At 70.7% G+C, this 26,801-nt stretch carries 21 protein-coding genes; 14 read left to right on the top strand and 7 right to left on the bottom strand.

All coding sequences use genetic code 11. The features are described from left to right. Positions 1–1,404 (top strand): MFS transporter, encoded by a 1,404-nt coding sequence (locus tag CCN39_RS04445; RefSeq protein WP_086838618.1) that lies wholly within the window; start codon positions 1–3, stop codon positions 1,402–1,404. A gap of 502 nt (positions 1,405–1,906) precedes the next feature. Beyond that, positions 1,907–2,791, top strand: coding sequence for a poly(ethylene terephthalate) hydrolase family protein (locus tag CCN39_RS04440; RefSeq protein ID WP_086838616.1), 885 nt, complete (start codon positions 1,907–1,909; stop codon positions 2,789–2,791). On the opposite strand, the gene CCN39_RS04435 is transcribed toward CCN39_RS04440, so the two are convergent. Next, positions 2,792–5,083 carry an ATP-binding protein gene (locus tag CCN39_RS04435; protein WP_244210612.1) on the bottom strand — a complete coding sequence of 764 codons (2,292 nt, stop codon included), beginning with the start codon at positions 5,081–5,083 and terminating at the stop codon, positions 2,792–2,794. It abuts the gene before it with no gap. A gap of 202 nt (positions 5,084–5,285) precedes the next feature. Between CCN39_RS04435 and CCN39_RS04430 the strand changes: the two genes are divergently transcribed. After that, a complete protein-coding gene (locus CCN39_RS04430) occupies positions 5,286–6,371 on the top strand; it encodes a helix-turn-helix domain-containing protein (RefSeq protein ID WP_086838612.1) in 1,086 nt (361 codons plus the stop codon). 399 nt (positions 6,372–6,770) lie between these two features. Next, positions 6,771–7,562 carry an IclR family transcriptional regulator gene (locus tag CCN39_RS04425; RefSeq protein WP_086838610.1) on the top strand — a complete coding sequence of 264 codons (792 nt, stop codon included), beginning with the start codon at positions 6,771–6,773 and terminating at the stop codon, positions 7,560–7,562. A 23-nt stretch (positions 7,563–7,585) separates the two neighbouring features. On the opposite strand, the gene CCN39_RS04420 is transcribed toward CCN39_RS04425, so the two are convergent. After that, a complete protein-coding gene (locus tag CCN39_RS04420; RefSeq protein WP_086838608.1) occupies positions 7,586–8,947 on the bottom strand; it encodes an MFS transporter in 1,362 nt (453 codons plus the stop codon). 129 nt (positions 8,948–9,076) lie between these two features. Here CCN39_RS04420 and CCN39_RS04415 point away from each other — a divergent pair, with 129 nt between their 5' ends. From CCN39_RS04415 to CCN39_RS04395, 5 genes are read left to right on the top strand one after another with little or no spacing between them, the layout of a single operon-like run. Next, positions 9,077–9,988: a DUF6282 family protein gene (locus CCN39_RS04415; protein WP_244210611.1), complete on the top strand. Its 912-nt coding sequence runs from the start codon at positions 9,077–9,079 to the stop codon at positions 9,986–9,988. Positions 9,989–10,000: 12 nt separating this feature from the next. After that, positions 10,001–10,864, top strand: a complete 864-nt coding sequence (locus CCN39_RS04410; protein ID WP_086838604.1) for a cupin domain-containing protein — start codon at positions 10,001–10,003, stop codon at positions 10,862–10,864. Positions 10,865–10,908: 44 nt separating this feature from the next. Then, positions 10,909–11,631, top strand: a complete 723-nt coding sequence (locus CCN39_RS04405; RefSeq protein ID WP_244210610.1) for an HpcH/HpaI aldolase family protein — start codon at positions 10,909–10,911, stop codon at positions 11,629–11,631. A 28-nt stretch (positions 11,632–11,659) separates the two neighbouring features. Further along, the gene (gene kce / locus CCN39_RS04400; protein WP_086838600.1) at positions 11,660–12,580 is read left to right on the top strand and encodes a 3,5-dioxohexanoate:acetyl-CoA acetone transferase; all 921 of its coding nucleotides are present in this window, start codon (positions 11,660–11,662) and stop codon (positions 12,578–12,580) included. After that, complete coding sequence (locus tag CCN39_RS04395; protein WP_086838597.1) at positions 12,577–13,323, top strand: SDR family NAD(P)-dependent oxidoreductase; 747 nt, start codon at positions 12,577–12,579, stop codon at positions 13,321–13,323. The genes kce and CCN39_RS04395 overlap by 4 nt, the downstream gene beginning before the upstream one ends. Before the next feature lies 1 nt (position 13,324). On the opposite strand, the gene CCN39_RS51005 is transcribed toward CCN39_RS04395, so the two are convergent. Both CCN39_RS51005 and CCN39_RS04385 read right to left on the bottom strand, forming a co-directional pair. Beyond that, on the bottom strand, positions 13,325–13,471 hold the full coding sequence (locus CCN39_RS51005) for a helix-turn-helix domain-containing protein (protein ID WP_143263941.1): 147 nt from the start codon (positions 13,469–13,471) through the stop codon (positions 13,325–13,327). Between the two features lie 10 nt (positions 13,472–13,481). Then, on the bottom strand, positions 13,482–14,936 hold the full coding sequence (locus CCN39_RS04385) for a flavin-containing monooxygenase (RefSeq protein WP_086838595.1): 1,455 nt from the start codon (positions 14,934–14,936) through the stop codon (positions 13,482–13,484). Between the two features lie 455 nt (positions 14,937–15,391). On the opposite strand from CCN39_RS04385, the gene CCN39_RS04380 reads away from it, so the two are divergent. Next, the gene (locus CCN39_RS04380) at positions 15,392–16,849 is read left to right on the top strand and encodes an arabinofuranosidase catalytic domain-containing protein (RefSeq protein ID WP_086838593.1); all 1,458 of its coding nucleotides are present in this window, start codon (positions 15,392–15,394) and stop codon (positions 16,847–16,849) included. 36 nt (positions 16,850–16,885) lie between these two features. Here the strand turns inward: CCN39_RS04380 and CCN39_RS04375 are convergent, their stop codons facing one another. The 3 genes from CCN39_RS04375 to CCN39_RS04365 all read right to left on the bottom strand — a co-directional run bounded on the left by CCN39_RS04375 (position 16,886) and on the right by CCN39_RS04365 (position 21,017). Then, a complete protein-coding gene (locus tag CCN39_RS04375; RefSeq protein WP_086838591.1) occupies positions 16,886–17,689 on the bottom strand; it encodes a hypothetical protein in 804 nt (267 codons plus the stop codon). Next, complete coding sequence (locus CCN39_RS04370; protein ID WP_086838590.1) at positions 17,686–18,216, bottom strand: SigE family RNA polymerase sigma factor; 531 nt, start codon at positions 18,214–18,216, stop codon at positions 17,686–17,688. The genes CCN39_RS04375 and CCN39_RS04370 overlap by 4 nt, the downstream gene beginning before the upstream one ends. Before the next feature lie 101 nt (positions 18,217–18,317). Then, the gene (locus tag CCN39_RS04365; RefSeq protein WP_086838588.1) at positions 18,318–21,017 is read right to left on the bottom strand and encodes an RICIN domain-containing protein; all 2,700 of its coding nucleotides are present in this window, start codon (positions 21,015–21,017) and stop codon (positions 18,318–18,320) included. 344 nt (positions 21,018–21,361) lie between these two features. Between CCN39_RS04365 and CCN39_RS04360 the strand changes: the two genes are divergently transcribed. From CCN39_RS04360 to CCN39_RS04345, 4 genes are all read left to right on the top strand, one after another. After that, positions 21,362–22,840: a non-reducing end alpha-L-arabinofuranosidase family hydrolase gene (locus CCN39_RS04360; protein ID WP_086838586.1), complete on the top strand. Its 1,479-nt coding sequence runs from the start codon at positions 21,362–21,364 to the stop codon at positions 22,838–22,840. Positions 22,841–23,613: 773 nt separating this feature from the next. Next, entirely contained in the window at positions 23,614–25,098 is a 1,485-nt protein-coding gene (locus tag CCN39_RS04355; RefSeq protein ID WP_143263940.1) for a phenylacetate--CoA ligase family protein, read from the top strand. Next, a complete protein-coding gene (locus CCN39_RS04350) occupies positions 25,095–25,589 on the top strand; it encodes a hypothetical protein (RefSeq protein WP_143263939.1) in 495 nt (164 codons plus the stop codon). The genes CCN39_RS04355 and CCN39_RS04350 overlap by 4 nt, the downstream gene beginning before the upstream one ends. Beyond that, complete coding sequence (locus tag CCN39_RS04345; RefSeq protein WP_086838580.1) at positions 25,586–26,797, top strand: cytochrome P450; 1,212 nt, start codon at positions 25,586–25,588, stop codon at positions 26,795–26,797. Before CCN39_RS04350 ends, CCN39_RS04345 begins: the two co-directional genes overlap by 4 nt. Positions 26,798–26,801: the final 4 nt, after the last annotated feature.

Below are 26,801 nucleotides of genomic sequence, written 5' to 3'. Positions count from 1 at the left end.
ATGGTCATCTCCCCTCCGCGTCCCCGCCCGGCCGCCGCACCGATGAGCCCGGCGCGGCTGCGCGCGGCGTTCGCCGTGCTGCTGCTCGGCATGCTGCTCGCGATGCTCGACAACACCGTCGTCGGTACCGCGATGCCCACGATCGTCGCCCAGCTCGGCGGCCTCGACCGGCTGTCCTGGGTCGTCACCGCCTACACCCTGACCACGGCCGCGTCCACCCCGATCTGGGGCAAGCTCGGCGACCTCTACGGCCGCAAACGCGTGCACCTGAGCGCGATCGCCCTCTTCACCGTCGCCTCCGTGGCATGCGGGTTCGCCCAGGACATGACGCAGCTGATCGCGTTCCGCGCGGTCCAGGGCCTCGGCGGCGGCGGGCTCGCCGTCGGGGCACTGTCCCTGATCGGCGTCCTGGTGCCGTTGCGCGACCGCGGCCGCTACCAGGGCCTGACGGCCGGTGTCATGGCCGCCGGCCAGATCGGCGGCCCGCTCTTCGGCGGCGTCGTCACGAGCCTGCTGGGCTGGCGCTGGAACTTCTACCTCAACCTCCCGCTCGGTCTGGTGGTCTTCGCCGCCACCGCGTTCGTTCTCGTGGTACCGCCGACACCGCGACGCCGGGCACACCTGGACGTCGGCGGCGCGCTGCTGCTCACGACCGCCATCACCGGCCTGCTCCTGCTCACCACCGGCACGGGCTTCGCGGCCGTTCTGGCGCCGGTCACCGTGGTGGCTTTCGGCGCTTTCGTGTGGGTGGAACGGCGAAGCCGCGAGCCCGTCCTGCCGCTGACCTTGTTCGCCCAGCGGAACATCCGGCTGACCACCGTCATCATCTTCGTGGTCGGCGTCATCAGCTTCGGCACGATCACCTTCGTGCCGCTGTTCCAGCAGGCCGTGCAGGGCGCGTCGGCCTCCGCTTCCGGAACGCTGCTGCTCCCGATGACCCTCGCCGTCGTGGTCGCGTCCCAGGTCGCCGGACGAGTGAGCAGCCGGACCGGCCGCTACCGGATCTTCCCCGTCATCGGCGCCGCCGGCATGGCCGCGGGGTGCGCGGTGCTCGCCACCGTCCACGCCGGCACGCCGGTCTGGCTCACCAGCGCCGCGCTCGTGCTCATCGGCGCCGGGCTCGGCCTGAGCACGCAGATGATGACGTTGATCGCCCAGAACACGGTCCCGGCCGAAGAGATCGGCGTGGCGACGGCGAACACGACCATGTTCCGGACCATCGGCGGCGCCGTCGGCACCTCGGTGTTCGGCGCGCTGCTGACCGGCGGCACGCTGGTGACGGGCATGTCGCGCATCTTCACCGTCGCCGCCGTGGTGGCGACGGTGGCTGCCGTCGCGGCCTGGCGCATCCGGGAAACACCCTTGCGCAGCACCGCTGCCGTGGGGCTGGAGGCCGGAAGGTGAGAGGGTCTCGCGTGGCGGTGCCAGGTTCCGATGCTGCGGCTGCTCGGACCGCGGCCGCGCGTCGCCAGGGACGACGCGGGCGGCAGGCAGCGGATGAGGATCGGCTGGCGGGTGTCGAGTTCGCCGACGAGCGCAGCTGGTTTCGCGCGTCGTTGATCATTTCGTCCTGAAACCGGTGCGGCCGCCGGACCATTGCGCCGGTCGGCACGACTCGACCGTCCTCGCCCGGCGCCGCGCGGTGCCCGCCGGTGAGGGGCAGCGGTTGGCTCCGGAGGCGGGTAGCTGCAAGTCGTGGGCCGGCGCCAAGCTCAGGATCGCCGCGAGCCGCTTCAGCAACTCACCACTTCGTCGGTGCGGCCGCGCCGGCGAGCACGGCCGACGACGTCATTTCTTCCTCCGATGTGGCTCGATACGTATTTTCCCCGACGCGGGGACGCGAACGCGATCGCTATACCTGGGCCTCCCGCACTCAGCGGGAGGATTCCCCGAGAGGACGTTCGCAATGCTGCGGAAACCACGATGGACGCCACGAGTTGCCGGCGCCCTGACCGCTGTTCTCCTGGCCGCTTCCGGCGCGGGGCAGGCGTCGGCGTCACCGAACCTCAGCGGAGACAGCTCGTTCGGGCGGGGCCCTGCCCCGACCACCGCGTCGGTCACGGCAGAACGCGGCCCATTCACGATCGCCACCGAGCGGGTCGGCCCCGGCCAAGGGTTCGGTGGCGGGACGATCTCCTTCCCGACGGACACCAGCCAAGGCACGTTCGGCGCCGTCGCGGTCGCGCCGGGGTTCCTCGAGTCCGAAGCCGCGATCGCCTGGTATGGCCCGCGCCTCGCCTCGCAGGGCTTCGTCGTCATCACGATCTCCACGAACAGTGTGCAGGACACGCCGGACGCCCGATCCGAGCAGCTGCTCGCGGCGCTGCGCTACGTCACGGATTCGAGTCAGGCCAAGGGCCGGGTGGACCGGAACCGCCTGGCGGTGATGGGGCATTCGATGGGCGGGGGCGGTGCCCTGATCGCCGCCCGGAAGGCCCCCACGCTCAAGGCCGCGATCCCGCTGACCGGCTGGAGCCCGAACACGACGTTCTCCGATGTCCGGGTGCCGGCTTTCGTCGTGAGCGCCCAGTACGACCTCATCGCCCCGGACGGGACATTCTCGCGGCCGTTCTACCAGAGCTTGCCATCCTCTTCGAACAAGGCGTACCTGCTGCTCGCCGGCGTCGGGCACATGGCGCCGACCAAGCCGAACCCGACGATCGCGGAGTACAGTATCTCCTGGCTGAAGCGTTTCGTCGACGAGGACACCCGGTACGAGCAGTTCCTCTGCCCGCTGCCCGCGCGTGACCCGGCCATCGCGGCGTACCGGGGCACCTGTCCGCTGCACTGATCACCGCGAGCCGGATCCGGGTCCTCTCCGGGTGCCGAGCTGCTCGTTGACCCAGATGGCGACCTGGGTCCGGTTCGCGAAGTCCAGTTTGTTCAAGATGTGCTGAAGGTGGGTTTCCGCGGTCCGCTGAGCGATGACCAGGCGGACGGCGATCTCGCGGTTGCTCAACCCGGTCGCGACCAACCTGGCGATCTCCGACTCGCGCCGGGTCAGGGGCGGCAGCACCGCGTCATCGGCAAGTTCCTCGCGCCCCGCCGACACCGGGGTGGCCAGGATGTCGTGCGGATTTCGCCTGCGCCCCTCGGCGAACACCTTCTCGAACCGCTCTTCGCCCAGCGCACAGCGCGTAGCCGCAAGCAGCTCCCGATGGGCCAGCGACACGGCGACGTCCGGCTCCGCGCCGCACCGATCCCACAACGTCGCCGCCGTGCCGAACAAGCTCGCCGCGCCCAGCCAGTCTTCGCGCTTGGCCGACGCCCACGCCAACCCATCCACCCGGTACGCGGCCGACAGCACGTCCGGCCCTCGCAGATCGATCTCCAGTGCGTCCCGCATCGCCCGCTCGCCGACATCGAGGTCACCGCCGAAGCAGATCTCGACCGTGCCCAGCCCGAACAGGGCCATGGACCGGTACCACTCGTCCATCGCCGACTCGCACAGCCGCAGCATCTCCGCCAGCAGGCGCCGGGCGCCGGCGAGGTCGCCGCGGAACGCCGTGGCCACCGCCGCGATGAACATCGGATGCAGCTGCTGGCGGACGGCTCCCCGCTCGCCGAAAATCCGCACGGCTTCGGCGGCGTTCTCCAGCGCGTGCGGCTCGACCGCCAGCATCGCCACGAAGGCCCGCGCGTGGCAGATGGCGGGCCTCGCCTCGTCGTCGCCGAGGGCTTCGGCGAGCTTCAGCCGTTGCCCGGCCCCGTCCAGATCCGCGTGCAGGGCGGCACAGAGAGCCGCACGCGCCTGCGCCGTCGCCCGGCCGGGGGCGTCGTCGGCGGCGACGGCGAGCGCGCGGTCGAGCCACTCCCGGATCTCCCCCGCGGCGCCCCTGGCCAGCCAATACTCGATCACCCCGCTGGCCATCCGCAGCGCGACCACGGCCTCGCCGGGGCTCCGCAGGGACCACGCCAGCGCCGCGCGGAGGTCGGCGTGCTGTTCGGACAAGCGGGCGAACCACTCCTCGCGCCGCGGGCCGAACCAGCCGGCGTCGGCCTGCTCGAGCGACCGTGCGTTGTGGTCACGATGCCGCCGGGCCACCACGTCGGCGGTCCCGATGGCGGCCAGCCGTTCCTGACCGAACTCCCGCAACGCCTCCGGCATCCGGTACCGAACGCCGGTCGTTCCTTCGACCCGCAGCAGCACCGACTTGTCGACCAAGCCGTCCACGGCGTCCAGGACCGCGAAGCCGTCGAGGCCCGAGACCGCGCAAACGTCCTCGGCCGCGGAGAGGTCGAACGCACCCGCGAACACCGAGCAGCACTCCCAGGCCGCGCGCTCGACGTCCGTGCACAGCGAATGACTCCACTCGATGGTGGCCCGCAAGCTGCGGTGCCGCTCGGGCAGGGACCGCGCGCCGGTGGTCAGCAGCGCGAGGCTGTTTCCCATCCGTTCGGCGATCTGGCCGGGCGAGAGCGCCCGGATGCGTGCCGCGGCCAGCTCGACCGCCAGCGGCAGGCCCTCCACCTGCCGGCACAACCGCACCACCGCCGCCACGTCGTCCTCGGTGAGCTGGAACGAGGCCAGCACCTCCGCCGCCCGGTCGGTGAAGAGCCGCACCGCGTCGTAGGCGATCGCGTCGTCGACCGTCAAGACGGTCTCCGGAGGGACGGCCAGGGGCGCGAGCGGCACGATCCGCTCTCCCGCGACCCCCAGCGAACACCGGCTGGTGGCCAGGACTCCCAGGTCCGGGCACGCTCGCAGCAAGTCGTCGACCAGCTCGGCGCAGTCGGCGACGAGGTGCTCGCAGTTGTCCAGCAGCACGAGCACCCGCTGGTCGCGCAGATGGGCCCGCAGGGTGTCCCGGGCGGTCCGGCCCGCCGTGTCGTGCAGGCCGAGGCAGTCGGCGAGCGTACGGGTGACCATCGTGCCGTCGCGCAACCCGGCGAGACCGGCCACGACCACACCGCCGGGGTACGCCCGGGTCACCGAGCTGGCGACGCGGCCGGCGAGCCGGGTCTTGCCCACTCCACCCGGGCCGGTCAGCGTGACCAGGCGGGCTTCGCCGAGCAGACGCCGCACTCGGGCCTCGTCCTCGGCGCGGCCCACGTAACTCGTCAGGTCTCGTCGAGTTCTCAAGCCACCGTCATCCCTCACCCGCCCTGCCTCCGGCCCCATCCTGATCGGTCCCGGCTCCCGTGTCCATCTGGCCCAATGCCCGTTGCGCCGATCAGGCCCTGACCGTACGTAGGACGAATACGTCTTTTCATCGACGCGGCCGGCGGCGCACCCGGTCCACACTCGGCGCTCCAGCGACGCCCGCCCGCACCGGAGGTCGACGATGACCATCCCCCCGTCCTTGCCCGATGGCGCCGAGGCAGCAATCGCGCGCACGGTCGTCGCCGGTATCCGGCACGCCGTCCCCGAGCACGCCGCGCTGTTCGACGCGAGCGCCACGGAGTTCGTGGCCGCGCTGCTCGGCGGCGCCCGGCCGGCCGTGATCGGGATCGACGCGGGCGCGGACGCCTTCCGCCGTGCCGGCGCCGCGGCGGGTAGCGACTTCGACCGGCTTTCCCGCGCCTACCAGGCCGGCGGCCGGTGCGCGCTCCCGATCATGGCCGAGCTCGGGCGCCGGGCGCACGCGGGTGTCGTCGCCACCGGGGTGGAAGCCCTGCTCCACTGCGTCGACATCCTCATCCGCCTGTCCGCCGCAGCCGCCCGGGCCGCACGCACGCCATCCGCCGCCGACCTGCGCCGTGACCTGCTGCGCGAACTGCTGGCCGGCCGGCCGTGGACCGACCTGGCCACCCGCGCCAAGTGGAGCCCACCCGAGCGCGTCGTAGCCGTCGTCATGGCAGCCGGCGCACGCATCACACCGTTCGACGACGGAATCCTCGCCGACCTCACCGCCGAACAGCCCTACCTGCTGCTCCCGGCCGACGCCGACCTCGCCCCGCACCTGGGCCACGGTCCCGCCGCCACCGGCCCAGCCGTCCCGACGACCGAAGCGGCCACGTCCCTGCGCTGGGCGCGACGGACGTGGCAGCTGCGCAGCCGCGGCATCCTCCCCCCGGACGGCCTCCTCCGCTGGCCCGACCACCTCATCACCCACTGGCTGACCGCCGACGAGCTGCTGACCGGCGCCCTCGCCGCACACAGCCTCAAACCCCTGTCCGCACTACCCGAAAACCGACGCCGCACGCTCGCCGAAACCCTCCACGCGGTCCTCGACGCCCGCGGCGGCGCCCCCGAAATCGCGGCCCGGCTCGGCATCCACCCGCAAACCGCGCGCAACCGCCTCCACCGCCTCCGCACCCTCTTCGGCACCCGCCTCGACAACCCCCACGAACGGCTCAACCTGCGCATCGCCTTGCGCGCCGAGCGGCTCCTCCACGACCAGGCAGGCCCCGCCGCGCGAACAGCCTGATCAGCAAGGACCGCCGGCTGCGTGCGGCCGGACGCGGAGCACATTTACGCCGTGCGCCACCGGGCCCGGACGACAGCGAACGACTCGTGTTCCTGGCGCCCGAGCCCCGGCCCCGGTCGCTCGAGCTGCTCGCCCGGTGAACTCGAGCGACGCCGGCACGCCGGACTCGGGAAAAGCGCGAAGCGGCCGTGATCAGAGCGCCGACACACGTGATTGAAGGGTCATCACGCGTGATGGGAGGGTCGACACGAGCCCGGTCGCGGTGTCACGTCGGGTGGCACAGCCGCGAAGCCGGCGACGCAGGCCAGCCGATCTCATGGAGCGCTGCGGCCGGTCCGGTAGCCTGAGGTCCGCGTTCACGAAGTGAACAGCTGTACCAGACTTCCGGCGGAGGCCCCCGTGACCAAACCGACGCGGTCCCCGGACGCCCGCGCGGACCAGGCCGACATCCAGGCGGTGAGCCGGGTCAGCCAGATCCTGTCGCTGTTCGAACCGGCCACCCCCGAGGTGACGGCCGGCGAGGTCGCCGAGCGGCTCGGGCTCAACCGCACCACCGCCTACCGGTACTGCACGTCACTCGTCGCGGCCGGGCTCCTGGAACGCAGCGCCGACGGCGGCTACCTGCCCGGTGCGCTGCTGCTGCAGCTCGGCGCGTTCGCCATCGGGCACCGCCGCGTGGTCAACCTGGCGCCGCGGCACATGCAGGCGCTCTCACGCGCCACGCAGACCAGCGTCGTGCTGAGCCTGTGGGGGCTCACCGGACCGGTGGTCTCGCGGGTGGAGGAGAACCCGTCGACGATCGTCATCGTGTCCGTGCGCGTCGGCAGCCACCTGCCGCTGGACACCGCGCAGAGCAAGGTGTTCCTCGCCTACCACGCCGACCAGCTGTCGATGGAACGGCTGATCGGCAACCTCTCCGGCACCGCGCGTGACGAGCTGCGCGCGGACGTCGACCGGGTGCGCGAAGTCGGCCACTGCTCCGCGATGAGCACGCCCGGCATCGTCGCGGTGGCGGCGCCGGTGTTCGACGAGTACGGCATCTGCGCGACGATCGCGATCGTCGGCCCGGACAACACCCTGTCGATGGGCGACGACACGCCCGAGCTGCGGGTCGTGGTCGACACCGCGCGGGAGCTCACCCAGGAGCTCGGCGGCCACTACCGGCCCGACGACCTCCAGCGGGCGGTGTAGGGCAGCCGGCCTCTCCGGTCCATTCAGGACAGGGCGGGGATGGTGCTGTCGTCGGCCATGTCGACGTCCTTGGTCTCCGGGCCGAGGAACCCGCCGAGGCTCACCAACAGCCCGGCCAGGACGATCAGGACCGCCGGCGCCAGGTGCGCCGGCATGACGCCGTCGAACCGCTGCAGGTAGAACTGGTAGAAGGCGGGCGCGATCAGGGCGAGGCTGTAGCCGACGCCGTAGCCGGTGGAGCGGATGCTCGCCGGGAACCGCTCGGTCAGGTACGCCGCGATCGGGCCGAACGTGCCGACGGTGAACACGCCGATCAGCACACCGAAGCCGAGCGCCGCACCGACGCCGCCGTTCGAAGCCATCAGGAGCGTGTAGGAGCCCGCGCCGATCACGACCATCGAGAGGCCGTAGCCGATGTAGAACCGCCGCCGTCCGATGCGCTGTGACAGCACGCCGAAGACCGGGTAGGACAGCGCGGCGGCCGCGTTGATGACGAGCATCGTCATCGTAACCTCTTTGCTCGAGAGGTCCAGGTGCGCCTTCAGCTGGGCGGGGGTCACGGCGGCTTCCATGTTGGTCGCCAGCCACGTGCCGGTCATCAGCACGAACACCTGGCCCAGCGCCCGCGGGTACTTCTTGACCAGCCGGACGATCGGCAGCTTGTGCTTCTCGCCGGTCAGCTGGGCCGGGGGCTCGTGGACCTGCTTGAGGTAGTAGCGGAACAGCACCGCCGCCAGCAGCGCGCCGACGACGAACGGGATCCGCCAGCCCCACTGCACGTAGGCGCTGTGCAGCCCGGCGGAGGGCAGCAGCTGCAGCATCAGCAGGGTGATCGCGGCGATGACCGCGTATGCGGCGGGCGAGGTCGAGGTGATGATCGAGGCGTAGAGCCCCCGTTTGTGCTTCGGGCTCCATTCCATCGCCAGCGGCACCGCGGTCGTGTACTCGCCGCCGAGGAAGATCCCGTCGACGAACCGCAGCGCGATCAGGGTGCCGACCGACCACATGCCGATCGTCTCGTGCCCGGGCAGGCACGCGGTCAGCAGCGTGATGGTGCCGAAGCCGCCGACGGCGACCAGTGTGGAGCGCTTGCGCCCGACGGTGTCGGCGAAGTGGCCGAAGATGATCGCGCCGAGCGGGCGGCCGATCAGCGTCGAGGCGAACACCAGGGAGGCGAGTACCGCGGTCGTGCTCGCGCTGAGGTTCGCCGCCTGGAAGTACGCCGTCGCCGGCGCCAGCACGACGATCGGCAGGTAGATGTCGAACTGGTCGACGAAGTAGGCGAGCGTCCCGCCGCGGACCGCGGCACGCACCTTGGACATGTCCGGGCCGTGCGGGACGCCGGGACGGGCGGCTGCCTCCGCGGCGCTGGGCGGTGTGGACATCAGCGTCCTCCCTTGCTCCGAACTCGATGTTCACGAAGTGAACAGCAGACACTCTAAATACGCGTTCTCGGTTACACAAGAGCGGTCACAGGGTTGACAGGCGGTCTTATAGTGAACTTGGACTTCAAAATGCGAACCGAAAGGCCGTTCATGAGCCCGCGCCCCGCCATCGCCGCCGTCCTGGACGGCCTGGTCGACATGCACGTCCACTCCGGCCCCAGCCCGTTCCCCCGGCGCTTCGACCACGTCGAGGCCGCGCAGGACGGCGCGCGCATCGGGATGCGCGCCATGGTCGCGAAGTCCCACCACCACAACACTCAGATGGACATCCTCGCGATGAAGGACCGGTTGGCCGGCGTCGAAGCGCAGGCCTTCGGCGGCATCGCGCTGAACAGCACGGTCGGCGGCCTCAACGTGCACGCCGTGCGGATGACCCTGCGGATGGGCGGCAAGGTCGTCTGGTTCCCGACCATCTCCTCCGGCCGGCACCTCGACTGCCACCCCGAGGACGGCGCCTTCCCGACCACCACCGTCCCGCTGACGCTGGAGCGCATCGACATCGTCGACGACGCGGGCGCGCTCAAGCCCGAGGCGCTCGAGATCCTCGACGAGATCGAGGAGCAGCAGGCCGTGCTCAACGGCGGCCACATGTACCCCGAGTACATCAAGACGCTGTTCCAGGAGGCCCACGAACGCGGGATGAAGCGGATGGTCGTCAGCCACCCCGACTTCGTGATCGGCGCCGACCCGGCGCTGTGCCGCGAGCTGATCGCCCTCGGCGCGTTCGTCGAGCACGAGGTCGGCATGTACGACCCCGAGGGTACGCAGAAGTGGGATCCGAAGAACCTGCTGACCTGGATCGAGGCGCTCGGGCCGGAGCACACCGTGCTGGCGTCGGACTTCGGCCAGAAGGCCAACCCGAAGCCGGTCGACGCGTGGCTGCGGGTGGGCGAAGCGCTGCTCGACCTCGGCCTGCCGGAGAAGGACCTGCGGCGGATGGTCCGCGACAACCCGACGTACCTGTTGAACCTCGACGCCTGAAAGGACCCGCTCGTGTACGAAAAGGACGATCCCCGCTCGGGCCTGGCCACCGCGGCCCGGCCCGACAGCGGCGCCGCGATCGCGGCCGCGCAGTACCTCGACCTGTGGGAAACCCCGGTCGTGCGGGCGCAGAACGTCATCCTGATCCACACCGACGCCCGTGACGGCGACGACCTCGACAACGGCACCCTCGAGGGCGAGCTGGCGATCGTCGTCACCGACGCCTCCCCCGCGTTCACCGTGCTCACCGCCGACGGAGCCACCAAAGTGGACTCGCCGGGGCTCGTCGTCGTCCCGCCCGGTGCGTCGCGGATCGGCGTGCACGGCGACGGCCCGCTGGTCCGGCTGGTCGAAGCCACCGAACCCGCGTGGCGGGATCGCGTCGCCAACGCCGCCGCCTACGCCCAGGACCACCCGCGCGTCACGCTGCTGGAGCGCTGGCCGGCGCCCGCCGAAGAGCGCGTCCGCGTCTACCCGCTGTCCGACGTGCCGGACGACCCGAAGCGGTTCGGCCGGATCTTCCGCACGCGGTCGTTCATGGTGAACTTCCTGCCGCCACAGGACGGCCCGCGCGACCCGCGCAAGCTCTCGCCGCACCACCACGACGACTTCGAGCAGCTTTCCCTGGCCGTGCAAGGGGAATACGTCCACCACATCCGGACGCCGTGGCTGCCCGACAGCACCACCTGGCGCGAGGACGAGCACGTCCGGATCGGCAGCCCGTCGGTCACGATCATCCCGCCGCCGACCGTGCACACGTCCGCCGCGAGCGACCCGGGCGTGAACCAGCTGATCGACATCTTCAGCCCGCCGCGGGTGGACTTCTCGGAGAAACCGGGCTGGGTGCTGAACGCCGACGATTACCCGATGCCGTGAGCGCGCGCACCGGAGGTGGGTTGTTCACCCGCTCGCACACCCCCGTGGGGACCTGGTTGAAGATCGCCTCGACCGAGCCCGCCGAAATCATGGCGTTCGCCGGGTTCGACTTCGCCGTCGTCGACCTCGAGCACGCACCGCTGGACCTGGTCACGGCGTACCGGCTGATCAACACCGCCGCCGCGCTGGGCCTGACGCCGATCGTGCGGGTGCCGGACAAGACGCCGTCGGCGATCCAGAAGATCCTCGACGCCGGAGCGATGGGCATCCTTGTGCCGCACGTGGACACCGTCGAAGAGGCCACCGCGGTGGGGCGCGCGTGCCGGTTCCCGCCCCACGGCGTCCGCGGCGCCGGCGGCACCAGCCGGGCCGGGGCGTGGGGGTTGAAGCCGAACGCCGAATACCTCGCCACCGGCAACGACGACGTGCTGTGCATCCCGCAGCTGGAGAGCGTCGAGGCGATCAAGGCAGCGCCGGAAATGCTCGCCCTGGACACCGTCGATGCCGTGTTCGTCGGGGCCGCGGACCTGTCGATGTCGATGGGGTCGGCGCCCGCGTCCCCGGACGTGCTCGAGCTGATCGCCTCGGCGATCGCGGCCGCGCACGACGCCGGGAAGAAGTGCGGGCTCGCGTTCGGCGGGGTTCCGGACAAGGCCGCGCGGGCGGTGCGGGACGGCTGTGACTTCGTCCTGCTCAGCAACGACACGACGATGCTGGCCGAAGCCGCTCGCGGCCTGGTCCGGGCGTTCCGGGACGCAACGGCATGACGCTGCCGCGCACCGCGCAGGAGGATTGATGCGCACGGCCGAGAAAGTCATCATCACCACCGCGATCACGGGCTCGGTGAACATCCCGTCGCAGAGCCCGTACCTGCCCCTGTCCGCCGACGAGGTCGCCGACGCCGCGCTGGAGGCGATCGAGGCCGGGTCGGCGATCGTCCACCTGCACGCCCGCGAGCCGAACGGCCGGCCGACGCCCGACCCCGGCGTCTTCGAGAAGATCGTCGGGCGGATCACCGCCGAGTCCGACGCCGTCATCAACATCACCACCGGCGGTGCGTCCTCGATGACGATGGACGAACGGCTCGCGGCCGCCTACCGGCTGCGGCCCGAGCTCGCGTCGATGAACATGGGGTCGATGAACTTCGTCTACTCCGGCATCGCCGACAAGGTGACCGAGTGGAAGCACGAGTGGGAGAAACCGTACGTGCTCAACACGTACTCGAGGCCGTTCGTGAACACCTTCGACCAGATCGAGCACACGCTGCGGACGCTCGGGGAGTCCGGGACGCGGTTCGAGTACGAGTGCTACGACATCGGGCACCTGTACTCGCTGGCGTACTTCGCCGAACTCGGGCTGGCGAAACCGCCGCTGCTGATCCAGGGCGTGTTCGGCGTCCTCGGCGGGATCGGCGCCGACCACGCGAACCTGGAGCACATGGTGCGGATCGCGGACAAGCTGTTCGGTGACGACTACGCGTTTTCGGCGTTCGCCGCCGGGCGCGACCAGCTGGGGTTCGGCACGCACAGCGCGTGGCTCGGCGGGCACGTCCGCGTCGGCCTGGAGGACAGCCTGTGGATCGGCAAGGGGCGGCTCGCGGAGACCAACGCCCAGCAGGTCCGGAAGATCCGGGCGGTGCTGGAAGACCTCGGGAAACCGATCGCCACCCCGGCCGACGCCCGCACGATGCTCGCCCTACGAGGAGGAACGGCATGAGCTTGCTGACCGGCAAGGTGGTCCTGGTCGTCGGGGCCAGTTCGGGCATCGGGGCGGACGCCGCGCGGGTGTTCGCGTCCGACGGCGCCTCGGTGATGCTGGTGGCGCGGCACGAGGAACCCCTGGCGAAGCTGGCCGCGGAGCTTTCCGGCCACGACGTCGCCTACACGACGGGCGATGTCTCCTCGGCGTCCGATGTGGACGCTTTCGTGTCGGCGACGGTGTCCCGGTTCGGCCGGCTCGACGGCGCGTTCAACAACGCGGCCATGGGCGGCGCCGGCCGGCTCGACCAGGTGTCCGAAGCGGACTTCGACCGGATCATGGCGGTGAACGTCAAGGGCACGTGGCTGTGCCTGCGTTCGGAGGTCGCGGTGATGGCGGCGCAGGGGTCCGGTTCGATCGTCAACGTCAGCAGCATCGGCGGCGTGCGCGGCAGCCCGGGCATGGGCGCCTACCAAGCGAGCAAGCACGCCGTGATCGGCCTGACCCGCACCGCCGCGCACGACTTCGGGCCGCTCGGCATCCGCGTCAACGCGCTGGCCCCGGGCCCGACCGAGACCCCGATGCTCGACGAGCTGCGCCGCACGATCCCGGGCGGCGTGGAGGCACGCATCGCGGCGACGCCGTTGCGGAAAGCGGGCACGGGCACGGAAGTCGGCTCGACGGCGGCGTTCCTGCTGAGCGACCGGGCGAGCCACCTGAGCGGCGTGGTCGTCCCGGTCGACGGCGGTTTCACCGCATGAGCTACTGCGAAAGCCGGCGGCGCACCACCTCGGCCGACCCGAACTTACGAGGTCGGCCACCCCTCCATTTTGGGGACAACGCCGCGAGCCCGGACTCGTTGAACGCATGGATCACCTCGCGCACATCCCCCTCGGTCGCGGCGAACATCGCCGCGATCTCAATTCGAGCTGGTCAGGCCCGCGTAGCGGTGTGCGAGTCCGCCGGGAAGCAGGTACTCGGCCAGCAGGTTGCCGGCGCGGCGGGACGGTAGACCCATGTCGTGCATGAGTTCGTCCGCGCAGTGGATGTCGTAGGGGCCGAAGTCGTAGCCACCGGAGCCCGGGAGCACCCGCTCCTGCCAGGCCAGGCGGGCGTCGACGCCCTGCTGCATCTCCTGCTCACTCGGGGCGGTGCGCAGTGTCGACCGGAAGTAACGGGCCAACCAGTGCGCGGTGAGTTCCACGCCCATGATGTTGTTGAAGACCTGCCGGAATCCGACGAATCCCAGCCGGTCGGCGCCGGGTGGCACGATGCCCCGGTAGAGGCGTATCCGCCCGACGGGATCGTGCACCTGCACGTCCGGGTCCAAGAACGGGAAGATCTTGTGGTGGCCGGTGGCGAACACGATGACATCCGCCGCCACTTCCTCGCCGGTCGCCAGGCGCAGCCCCTGGCCGGTATACGCCTCGACAGCGCTGACCTTGGCGGCGATCAGGCCGCGACGGACGGCCCGTGCGTAGCCGCGTGGCATCACTCCGGCGTGTGCCAGGTGGAAGGGAAGCGGGTGAGCGGGCCACAGCTCCTTCGGCAGCCGGTGCAGCCCCGTGGAAATCAGCATGTCGCGGGTGATGAGCCACCACAGGGCTCGCTTGACCCGGTCGTTGACGCGGTCGATCGGGCGGACGCAGGCCGGGTCGTGGTAACGAGGCAGCAGCGCCTCACCGAACCGGGTGAACAGGATCCACTTGTAGCCGACCAGACCGAGCAGGAGCCGTTCGGGGACCATCCAGTTCACCTTGCGCTGCACGATCGTGGCCGAGGCTGCCTCGCGCCCGGCGCGGGTGACCAGGTCCAGCGCGGACTTGCCGCCGCCCACGACGACCACCCGCCGGCCGGCGAACGTCCCGGCCCGCACCTCGTTGGAGTGCAGCACGGTTCCGCCGAACAACTCACGTCCGGGCAGGTCGGGCAGCCGGACGTGATGATGGGCCCCGCTGGCGACCACGACGTAGTCGAACGTTTCGCGACGAACCTGCGCCGCCTCGTCCCCGGCGGCCCGTGAGTCGACCGACCAGCCGGAGGCGCCCACCCGTCCGGGCCCGTCCACCGGCCGGATGGAGATCACCTCGGTGGCCGGTCGGAGGCGATCCATCACGCCGAAGGTCCGGGCGTAGTCCTCCAGATAGCGCTGGGTATCCACGGCGCCGGCGAAGTGCAGGCGGTTGGGCAGGTCCGCGAACTCGAAGATGCGGAGTGCGGACTGGTTGGCCAGCCCGTCGTAGCAGCCACCCGGTGACCAGATCCCGCCGACCCGCTGGTGCTTGTCGAAGACCGTGACGTCGAAGCCGTGCTCCAACAATACTTTGGCGGTGACGATTCCCCCAGGTCCCGCCCCGACAACACACGCTCGCACAGGCTGTCACTCCCCGGGATGATCGGCGCATCCGGCCCGCCCATCATCCCGGCAGCTGCCACCTGTGCCAACCCACCGTGCAATGTCCGGGCAGGCGTCGGCGCACGATGCTCGGGTTCAGGCCGGGGCAGCAACTCGCCCACCGGTTCGCAGGTCTCGGCGATCTCCTCCTCCGCAAGCGGGCGGCCTCACCGTGAAACTTTCCTGCCCGAGCCCCAGGTCCGGACACGGGAAGGAACCTGCCGTTGACCCCTCTCGCGTCCGGGGCATAGCATCCAGTCGAACCGGTTCGACGACTGTCCCCGAGCACAAATCAGCCCCGAGGCCGGCCATCCGACCCCCGTTCGCAAGCCCGCTTCGGTGCCCACTCATTCCGCTTCGCCAGGCATCCGCGCGCCTCGACTCGTACGGCGCCGCCTTGCCTGCCAGGGCCCGCACGAAAGGGATCAACAGGGATGAAAAGCCGATACGGCCGCCTCGCAGCCGCGGTCGCGCTGGCCGTCGCGGTCGGCGCACCCGTCCTTCCCCAGGCCATGGGCGCCCAAGCCGCCACGACCGGACCCTGCGACATCTACGCCTCGGGCGGTACACCGTGCGTGGCGGCGCACAGCACTACCCGGGCGCTCTACGGCACCTACAACGGCCCGCTCTACCAGGTCAGGCGTTCGTCGGACAACACCACGCGAGACATCGGCGTGCTCAGCGCGGGCGGCACGGCCGATGCCGCCACCCAAGACTCGTTCTGCGCCGCCACGAGGTGCCTCATCACCGTCCTCTACGACCAGTCCGGCCGCGGCAACCACCTCACGCAAGCGCCGCCCGGTACCTGGCCCGGCCCCGCTCCCGGCGGGTGGGACAACCTCGCCGACGCGACCGCGGCCCCGGTCACCGTCGGCGGGCAGAAGGCGTACGGCGTCTACATCTCCCCCGGCACCGGCTACCGCAACAACAAGACCAACGGCGTCGCCACCGGGGACCAGCCGGAGGGCATCTACGCCGTCGTCGACGGCATCCACTACAACAACTGGTGCTGCTTCGACTACGGCAACGCGCAGACGACCAACAAGGCCGACGCCCCCGCCATCATGGAGACCGTCTACTTCGGAGCCGACCGGCAATGGGGCTACGGGGACGGCAACGGCCCGTGGGTCATGGCCGACCTCGAGTGGGGGCTGTTCTCCGGCGTGAACCCAGGCCACAACCCGAACCCGAGCATCAACCACCGCTTCGTGACCGCCGTCGTCAAGGGCGAGCCGAACCACTGGGCCATCCGGAGCGGGAACGCGCAGTCGGGCGGCTTGTCCACCGTGTTCGACGGGCCGCGTCCCAACGGCTACCACCCGATGAAGAAGCAGGGGGCGATCCTCCTCGGCATCGGCGGGGACAACAGCGTTTCCGGCGCCGGCACCTTCTACGAGGGCGTACTGACCTCCGGCTACCCGTCGAACTCCACCGAGGAAGCCGTGCAGGCCAACATCACCGCCGCCGGGTACGCCCCGCCCGGAGGGGGCAACCCGCAGCAAGGCGTCCGGATCACGGGCAGCGGGTCCGGCCGGTGCGTCGAGGTGCCGAACGGGTCCACCGCCAACGGAACCCAGGTGCAGCTGGCGGACTGCCGGAGCGTCGACGGGCAGCGCTGGACCTACACCGCCGACCGGAAGCTCCAGGTGTACGGCACCAAGTGCCTCGACGCCAACGGTCAGGGCACCGCCAACGGCACCCGGGTGGTCATCTGGGACTGCCACGGCCAGGCGAACCAGCAGTGGAACGTCGGCTCGAACGGCACCATCACCGGTGTGCAGTCCGGCCTCTGCCTGGACGCCGACGGCGCCGGCACCGCGGCCGGCACGAAGATCATCCTCTGGTCGTGCCACAGCGGCACCAACCAGCAATGGCAGCTGACGAAGATGTGAGTGGCCCTGCCGCTGATCACACCGCTCGTCCCGTCCTCAGCCCACCGGGGTGAAGCCACCCTGGACCGTATGGGCGCCGTCGGCGGTGGCTTGCACGCGGTAGGTGTCGGCGTCGGCGTGGCGCGCGCCGGCGGCGTGGTTGTACTGGGCGGCGAAGATCTGGTGCGCGGCCGGGATGGTCCGGCCCGGCTTGAGTTCCCAGCGGTACACCAGGGCACCGTCGCTCTCCTGCGTGGTGACGGTGAAGTCGTCGGCGGGCCCGGTCTGCCACAGACCGGTGCTCTGCACGCCCCCGGTCTGCGTGACGCGCACTTCCACGACCAGTGTGGTCAGGGTCCGGGTGGTGTCGAGGGTGAGGGTGCTCTGGGCCCAGTAGAGGGTGCTGTGCGGGTCGATGGCGCCCTGCGCCGACAGCGGCCCGTCCGAGACCCGGTTTCCCGCCGGGCCCGCCGTGGGCGAGGTGCTCGACGTCGGACGGCCTGCGGTCGTCCGATTCGGATTCCCCGTCGCTGGCGGCGGTACCGGACCGCCGGTGGTACCCGGGGAATGCGTGGAGCCGGGCGCTTCCGTCGGGCTCGGGACGGTGAGCGTGGTCGCGCCGTCCGGGCGCGCCGGCGGCGTCTGGACGCTTCCGGCGACGGCGAGGCCGGCGACGGCCAGGACGCCGGCCGCGGCGGAGCCGGCGAGCACCACCTTGGGCCAGGACCTCGCGAGGCCCGGCCGCTGCCGGGGGGCGGTGGTGCCGGCCATGCCGCGGTGCACGCGGGCCAGCATCCGGTCGCGGTCGGGCTGGTGGGCCTCGGCGGCCTCGTGCAGCCGCCTGCCGATCTCGTTGTTCACCGGCTTCCCTTCTCGGCCGCCACGTCCCTGGCCGCGTGCACCCCGAGCACCCGTTCCAGTTCGGCCAGTCCCTTGGAGGTTTGGCTCTTCACCGCGCCGACCGAGATGCCCAGTGCTCGCGCGGTGTCCTTTTCCGACAGGTCGAAGGCGTGCCGGAGGACGACGCAAGCCCGCTTCCCGAAGGGCAGCCGGTCCAGGGCTGCCCGGACGTCCACCACGGCGGCCACGTCCGGACCCGCCACCGGCTGCGGGCCCCGTGACCAGAACAGCGCGACCCGGCGGCGCTCGCGCGTCACGCTGCGGACGCGTTCCCGGGCCAGGTTCGCCACGACACCACGGGCGTACGCCAGCGGGTGCTCGGCCGCACGCAGCCGGTCCCAGCGCTGCCACAAGGCCACCAGGGCGTCGGCCGCGAGGTCGTCGGAGGCGTCCGCTTCGCCGGTCAGCAGGTAGGACAGCCGTCCCAGCTCGGCGTAATGCCGTTCGAAGAAGTCGTGGAACTCCGCCGACGTGTCATCGAGGAGCATCTGTCCCGGCTGTCCTCTCCCTGCCCATGCCCCCGTCCCGGGCGGCAACCTACCAGTGGCGCCCCGCGGCCGGGCCGGCGCGGACGCCGGCCCGGCGCAGGTCATGACGGCTCGCCGTACAGCACGCCGCGGCCGTTCGTGCCGACGTAGACGCGGCCGTACACGTCCGGGTCGCCGGTGATGACGCCGGAGCCGGCGCCCCCGCCGTACTGGTGCTGGTCGTCGTTGACCCGCTTCCAGGCCCCGCCACCGTCGGTGGATCGGAAGATCCCGGTGACACCGCCGGCCGTGCCGACGAGGTAGAGCGCGGGGTAGCTCGCACCGGGGGCGGATTTGCCGAAGCCGACGGCGGCGGCCGCCTGGACACCACCCAGCCTGCTGAAGCTCGCTCCGCCGTCGGTGGAGTGCAGGAGCCCGCTGCCGTCGGCGATCCACAGGTCCCCGGCCCGCCCCGGTGCCGCCTCGAGGTGGCCTCCGGGGAGACCGCCGCCGCGGGCGGTGAACCTCTTGCCACCGTCGGTGCTGGCGAACAAGGTACCGCCGCGCAGTGCGTAGAAGGTGCCCGCCGCGGCGCGGTCGGCCACCACGGTCGCGCCCGAGGGCAGGCCGGCGGACGCCGTCCAGCTCGCGCCCCGGTCCGTGGAGAAGTGCGGCACCTGGCCCGACGCGGTCCACACCACGGTGCCGCCGTCGGCCGAGACCGCCACGCTTCCGCCGCCCGCGCCGCTCACCGGAGCCCCGGTGAACGGCCGCCAGGTGACGCCGCCGTCCGTGGAGTAGGCGCCGCGTGCCTGGTCGCCGTAGCCGACGCGGACCACGATGTGCGGTTCGGCCTGCGCGAAGTCGATGCCGGTGGTGTTGGTGAACCGCGGTCCGGACGAGGCCCCGGCCGGCACCTCGTCCAGGTCGTCGTGGCGGAACCCGCCGACGTCACCGAGCGCGCTGATCAGCTTGCCGCCGGGCGGGGCGACCAGACCGAGGACCGCGGTCTCCTCCAGCCCCTTCACGGGGACCGTCCAGTGCGTGGCGCCGCCGCGGTCGGCCGCGGTGACGTCGTTGCTCGCCCACAGCCCCGATCCGGTGCCGTACAGGACGTGCCCCGAGTCGAAGGGATCCAGCGCCAGCGCGCCCATCCAGTGACCGATGCCGGTGCCGACGTACGGTGCGGCGGAGGCGTCCCGGACGGATGTGGCGCCGAGCGCCTTCCAGGTGGCGCCGCCGTCGGTGGAGCGGTACAGCTCGTCCGACGGCCACCAGCGGTCGAGGGTGGTGACCATCACCGTGGCCGGCTGCTGCGGGTCCACCGCCAGCCCGCCGTAGCCGAAGTGGTCGCCGGGAATCGGCGAGACGTCCTTCCAGGCGCCGCTCGCCGGCGTGTACTTCCACACCGAACCGGCCTTGACGCCGTTCGGGCCCGGGACGTCGGTGTAGGTCAGGTACAGCGAACCGTCCCCGGACAGGACGCCGTGCTGCGGCAACTGCCCGGCCGGCTGGCCGGGGACGGCCTGCCAGGAGCCACCGCCGTCGGTGGAGCGGTACAGCGAGGTGTTCTTGTCCGCCGCGCCGACGTAGATCGTCCTGCTGCCGGCCGGGCCGAAGGTCACGAAGGACAGGCCCACGCCGCTGCTCGCGCCGTCGGTGACCGGGAACCCGGGGACCTGGCGCCACGTCGCGCCGAAGTCGGTGCTGCGCCACAGCCCGTTCTTGCGGGTGCCCAGGTACAGCGTCCGGTGGTCGGCGGGGTCGATCGCCAGCCGCTCCCCCATGGACCGGCCGTCCTCGTTGCTGCCCAGCTTGAACGGCAGGTCGGTGCGCTGGAACGTCCGGCCCTGGTCGGTGGAGCGCAGGATCGCGCCGTTGCCGGCCCAGTCGTTGGTGTACGTGCCGGTGGCGAGGTACAGGCGGCCGGGGTCGGCCGGGTCGGTCGCCACGCTTTCGATGCCGTAGGTGTTCCAGTCCGCCGCCCAGTCGGTCAACGGGACCCACTGGCCGGACGGGCCGTCCCAGCGGTACGCGCCGCCCATGTCGGTACGCGCGTACAGCAGGCCCTTGCGGCTGGGGTTGAAGACGAAACCGGTGACGAAACCACCGCCCGCGATCTGCACGTTGCGCCAGGTGTACTTGCCGGCCGGGGCGGTCGGCGCGGACGACGTCCCGGAGGGCGGCTTCGTCACGGCCGCGGCCACCGCGGGGGCGGCCGGCTCGGCGGCGGTGTCGGCTTTCGCCAGGTCCCACCGCTGGTCGGCGCTGCCCCGGTCGGCGGACTGGACGACCACACGGCGGTCGGTGCCGCCGGTCACGCTCAGGACCATCTCCCCTTCGCGGGAGACGATCTTCACCGCCCCGCCGCCGACGTCGCTGAGCTTCCACTGCTGAGTGGTGGCGCCGGTGTCCGACTGCTGTTCGACGGCAGCCTCCGCCATGGGAAAACCGCGGACCCCCAGCACCTTCCCGCTGTTGTGGTTGACCAGCAGGCAGTAGCCGCCGCCCACGGGCTTCAGCTGCCACTGCTGGCTCGCGGCGCCGGCGGCGCGTTTCTCCGGCTGGATCCGGGCCCCGTCCGCGTCGTCGGCCCCGGCTACGTCCAGCGCGGTGTCGTCGCGCACGGAGACGAACTGGTAGTAGGCGGCCGAGTCCACCTGCACCGGCTCCGAGCCGTCCCGCGTGAGCACCAGATAAGGAACCACGAGCGCGGGAACGCCCACCGCCAGGGCGATCGCCACCCAGCGGCCACGGTGGCGCCGGCGTCCCGGTGGCGCGGCGCCGGCGTGCCGGGCACCAGTGGACCTGGTCTTTCTCAAAGCTGCACTCCTCGGGTCCGCCGGGCCGGCCCGTCCCGGCCTCGGCTTTGCCCCCCAGTTGCCGCCGGGCCCGGAAAGGTTGCCGCCCGCGGGCGGGGAGATCGGTTCGGCTCCGCGACGCCCTCGGCGGGGACGGGCGTTTCCCGCGCGACTCGCTCCGAAAACCTTCCCGTTACATCTTGACGCGGTCGACGTCATCGTTCACAGTCCACTGGTGCGTTCGGACGCACCCGGCCGCCGGCTCCCCACCACCCTCCGAACCCCATATTCGCGCCGCATCTTCATCGCAAAAATGTTAACGCTAACACTTCGTCCGGGTCCCTGTTGAGGAAAGGAAAGAGGCTATGTCGGTTGGGTTTTCGCGCACCGCGCGATGGCGTCGTCGGTGGCGGTCGGGATCGGCCGCCGCGGCCGTCGTGGCGGTCGTCGCCGGTCTGCTCACGATGACCCCCGTGTCGGCGTCGGCCGCCACAGTGGACACCACCGCCTGGTACGTCCTGGTGAACCGCAACAGCGGCAAGGCACTCGACGTCAACGGCGCCTCCACCGCCGACGGCGCCAACCTCGTCCAGTGGACCCGCACCAACGCCACCAACCAGCAGTTCCAGTTCGTGGACGCCGGCGGCGGCTACTACAAGCTGCGCGCGCGGCACTCCGGCAAGCTCGCCGACGTGCTGGGCGCCTCGACCGCCGACGGCGCGAACGTGGTGCAGTGGACCGACAACGGCGGCACCAACCAGCAGTTCAGCCTCGCCGACTCCGGCAGCGGGTACGTCCGCCTGGTCAACCGCACCAGCGCCAAGGTGGTCGAAGTGCAGGGCGCAGCGACCGGCGACGGCGCGAGCGTGGTCCAGTACAGCGACTGGAACGGCAGCAACCAGCAGTGGCAGCTCGTCCAGGTCGCCGGAGGCAGCGCCGGCTGCACGCTGCCGTCGACGTACCGCTGGTCGTCGACCGGCCCGCTGGCGACCCCGAAGTCGGGGTGGGTCGCACTCAAGGACTTCACCAACGTCGTCTACAACGGAAAGCACATCGTCTACGGAACGACGGCCGACACCGCGAAGAGCTGGAAGTCGATGAGCTTCAGCCCCTTCACCAACTGGTCCGACATGGCCACCGCCGGCCAGAACACGTTGACCATCGGGGCCGTCGCGCCGACGCTGTTCTACTTCGCGCCGAAGAACATCTGGGTCCTCGCCTACCAGTGGGGCGGCCCGACCTTCTCCTACCGCACCTCGAGCGACCCCACCAACCCCAACGGCTGGTCGGCCCCGCAGACCCTGTTCACCGGCACCCTCCCGGTCGGGGCACCGCTCGACCAGACCATCATCGGCGACGACACGAACATGTACCTGTTCTTCGCCGACGACCTCGGCAACATCTACCGCGCCACCATGCCGATCGGGAACTTCCCGGGCAGCTTCGGCTCGAGCTTCACGAAGATCATGAGTGACACGGCGGAAAAACTGTTCGAAGCGCCCGAGGTCTACAAGATCCAGGGCCAGAACCAGTACCTCATGATCGTCGAGGCACGCGGAGCGAACGGCCGCTACTTCCGCTCGTTCACCGCCACCAGCCTCAGCGGCACGTGGACCCCGCAAGCCGACACCGAGAGCAACCCCTTCGCGGGCAAGGCCAACAGCGGCGCCACCTGGACCAACGACATCAGCCACGGCGACCTGGTCCGCACCAACCCCGACCAGACCAAGACGGTTGACCCCTGCAACCTCCAGCTCCTCTACCAAGGGCGCGACCCGCGCTCCGACGGCACGGAGTACGTCCTCCTGCCTTACCGGCCCGGCCTGCTGACTCTGCAGCGCTGACCGGCGGCGTGCTGATGACGCGGCGGGCTCGGTGCCAGGCCGAGCCCGCCGCGTCACGGCCCGGGAACCGGATCCGGCGCGGTTTCTCGCGATACCTCGTCGGCTGACCAGGCACGCTGACTTCACGAAAACCTGGCGTGCGCCTATAAGGATCTTCGTGATCTGGTGATCGCCCGCGGATCCACACTGCCGGCTGGAACGGCACCGCGCCGCTGGACGCAGCCTCCGGACAACAGCAACGGCCGGCGCGTGGAAGGCGTGGGCACCGACCTGGACCACCGGCTGATCCGGGCGGGTCACTTCATGGCCGAAGCCCCGGCGAGATCGCGGCCGCGATCGGAGACCAGCCGGCCCGCTGAGCCGCGGCCACACCGGGCGAGCCGGGTGTCGGTGTCGCGGCGCCACCTCATTTGCCCCCACGGGCAGGCCCGTTCAGCAGCGACGAGCGGACCGCGCTCCCCGGGCCCCGCGACAGCGCTCGCTTCCGCGAAGACCAATCGCGGGTGCGTCGCAGGGGTCGAAGTGCGACAAGTCGACGTCCGGTCGCGACGATGCCCAAACGGGCAGTTCGACCAGAAGAACGGGCACTTCGGGTCGTTTGCCGGTCTCTCCGGCCACACCATGACCGCAGCTGGCGATACAGTCGAAAGTGTCCCCAGTGGAATTGTCCATCTTTGACGTTCCACAGCGCTCGGCAACGGTGTGAACAACACCGAAAGTCATGAGAAATCGGCAATGGACTACACCTTCCATCAGTGGTAAATGGAGTTCGCTTGCTGTTCAGAGATCCTCAGGCACGCGCCAACTACGCAGAGTTCGTGAACCATCACATCGCCGCTGTCCGCCGTGCTCACGCCGGCGAAGCGGACCTCCCCGCCCTACACGCGGACAAACTTGTTCGAACGCTCGTCGCCGCCGCGGACTCCCGGCAGTTCGGGAGTGTGCTCACCGGTTGGCGCGACGAGGAGACCGTCGTGCGGGCGCAGGCGGACGAGCCACAAGCCTTTGTCGAGAAGATGCTCGCCGAACTGGCTGTCCTCAGTCAGGCGGAGTTCCGGTCCGGCTCCAGTGCGGTCTTCACCCGCCCGATCGGCGAGTTCCTGCACTACTACGAATCCTCGGGAACCACCGGCGACCCGGTGGCCGCACCCAAAGCACTGGACGACCTCACCGCGAACACGATCAACATCGGCGAGATGTGGGGCCGGCTGCTCACTCCGGCGGACTCCGCGCTGATCCTGATCAACGGCCCCTTCGCGCCGGCCGGGTACCAATTCGAAAAGGTGATGGAGTACCTGGGCGTGCTCTCACTCCGCCTATGGGTCGACAACGTCACCGGCGACTACACCCGGATCCTGCGGCTGCTGCGCGAACTCTCGATCAGCACCTATGTCGGTTCCCCTTCGCGCCTGCTGGAGATGCTGCATTTCGCGTACCGGCACGGAGAGCCTCTCCCCCGATTCCGCCGGCTGCTGCTCATGGCCGAGCAGGCCGGCCCGTCCCTGCTGCGGCACTTGGAACGGCTGACCGGGGCGAAAGCCTTCGTGGGCAGCTTCGGCTCGTCGGAGACGGGCACGACCGCGGCCACCTGTGAGCACGGCAGGTTGCACCTCCAGGTGCAGAGCTACCTGTTCGAGCTGGCCGACTCCCAGGGGATCCGGCCGCTCGATGGCGGTCACGACGAAGGCGAACTGGTGGTCACCTGTCTCGACCTGCGCGCACGTCCCCTGCTGCGCTACCAGACCGGCGACCTGGTCGAGGTGACCGGGACCCCCTGCCCGTGCGGGGTGGCGCTCCCAGTGGTGCGGACGCTGGGGCGGGCACACGACGTCGTACGCCTCGGCGACGGCGTCCGCCAGGAGGACGTGGAATCGGTGCTGTGGGCCGAGAACAGGTCCGAGACAGAGCCCTTCACCGTCCTGAACTACATGCTCGTACTTCGCGGCACCGATGTCGTATGCCTGCTCACCACCGATCGCGAAGCGGAGGCGCCCGGCCTCGATGCGGTACGACGGCGGCTGGCCACCTTGTTCGCCGGCCACAACCTTTCCGTGCGAACGGTTCCGTCGCTGCCGCCACTGGCTTCCCTCGGTTCGTACCTCGGCTGGAAACTCTCCCGGCTGGTGGATCTGGACGATCCCGCGATGACCGACCGGCTTCCTCCGCCCATCGCGGAGGTCATCCGCGTGTCCCTCGCCGAGATCGAAGCCACCACCGGTTTGCGTCCAGCCTCCCCTCTGCTCGAAGGAGTCCGATGAGCTTTCCCGATCCCGGGCCGGCCATGACCGATGCCGAGAAGGCCCAGTTCGTTCTCGGCGTCTACTTCCGGACACAGGCGGCGATCGAGAAGTACCTCGGCGCCGAGGGTCTGCCCGCGTGGACCGACCGGGTGGCTTCCATCAACTCCGCGGCCATGCTCAACCGCATCGAGGACCCCGCCGACCGTGCGCGTGATCTGCTGACCGGGCTGGCCACCATGCTCGACGTCTACGGCTCCGACACGGTCCGGACCGATGAGCCGCGCAGCACTTCCCTCGCCGTCCGCCGCTGCGGTATCTACGACTACCGCGAGCGCGCGCAGGCACAGGGCGTCGAATTGACCCTGCGGCGACCGTGCGAATACTGCGTCGACCTGCACCACCGGACGGCGGACAAGCTCGGCGTCACCGTGGAGCACGAGCTGGGCGAGCGCAGCTGCCACTGGACCGTGCAGGTGCCCGAAGCCGCACCCGGGAACGATCTCCCGTGACTGCCGCCGACACCCTGCCGCTGCCGTACCGGCGTGCCGCGGGATGCCCGTTCGACCCGGATCCCGAATTCGCCGAGCTCCGCAGTACGCGGCCGGTGTCCCGGGTGTCCATCAACGGCGGCGACGAGGTCTGGCTCATCACCCGGTTCGACGACGCACGCCAAGTGCTCGGCGACGCCCGGTTCAGCAGTGAGCTGACTCCGCTGGGGATCGTGCTGCCGGAGCCGGAGGACCGGACGTTGGCCGACGAGCTGCGGTCACAGCAGCCGGGGACGTTCATCGAGTGCGACCCGCCGGAGCACACCCGGCTGCGGCGCATGATCGCGGGTGAGTTCACCGAACAGCGCGTCCGCGCCCTGCAGCCGAGATTCACCGAAATCGTCGAGGAGCGGCTCGACGCCATGGCCGCCGCCGGACCGCCGGTCGACCTGGTCGGCTTGTTCGCCCTCCCCGTGCCGTCGACGCTCATCTGCGAACTGCTCGGCCTCGACGCGGACGGGTTCGACTTCGCCGGCCTGACCGCGATCATGACCGACGTCATGTCGAGCCTCGAAACCCTGATCCCGGCTCGGGACGCGCTGCGCGCCGGGATGCGCGCTCATGTGGCGGCGACCAGGGCCGATCCCGGCGACAACCTGCTGGGGAGGGTGATTCGGCGGTACGGCTCGGAGGTGACCGACGAAGAGCTCGTGGGGATCGGCAACCTGTTGCTGGTCGCCGGCCACGAGACCACGGCCAACATGCTCGGTATCGGCACGTTGGCCCTGCTGCGCCACCCCGCGCAGCTCGCCCGGCTCCGCGACGATCCGGCGATCGTCCCGGCCGCGGTGGACGAACTGGTCCGGTACGTCTGCATCCCGCACCACGGCGAGATCCGCACGGCCACCGCCGACGTGCTGGTGAACGGGACGTTGATCCGCCGTGGCGAGCAGGTGCTGGTGTCGCTGCCTTCGGCGAACCGCGATCCGGCCAGGTTCGTCCGACCGGACGAGCTGGACTTCGACCGGCCGCCACGGACCCACCTCGCCTACGGGTACGGCATCCACCACTGCGTCGGCCTGCCTCTGGCCAGGATGGAGATGCACGTCGCGTTTCCCGCCTTGCTGAAGAGGTTCCCCTCGCTGAGGCTGGCGATCGGCTTCGACGAGGTGTCCTACCGCCGGTCCAATGTGACCTATGGCGTCCATTCGCTGCCGGTCACCTGGTAGCGCG

The sequence above is a fragment of the Amycolatopsis kentuckyensis genome (genome assembly GCF_002155975.1).
GTDB lineage: Bacteria > Actinomycetota > Actinomycetes > Mycobacteriales > Pseudonocardiaceae > Amycolatopsis > Amycolatopsis kentuckyensis.
The sequence above is the reverse complement of the archived record's forward strand: the minus strand, read 5'-3'. Positions and strand labels throughout refer to the sequence as shown.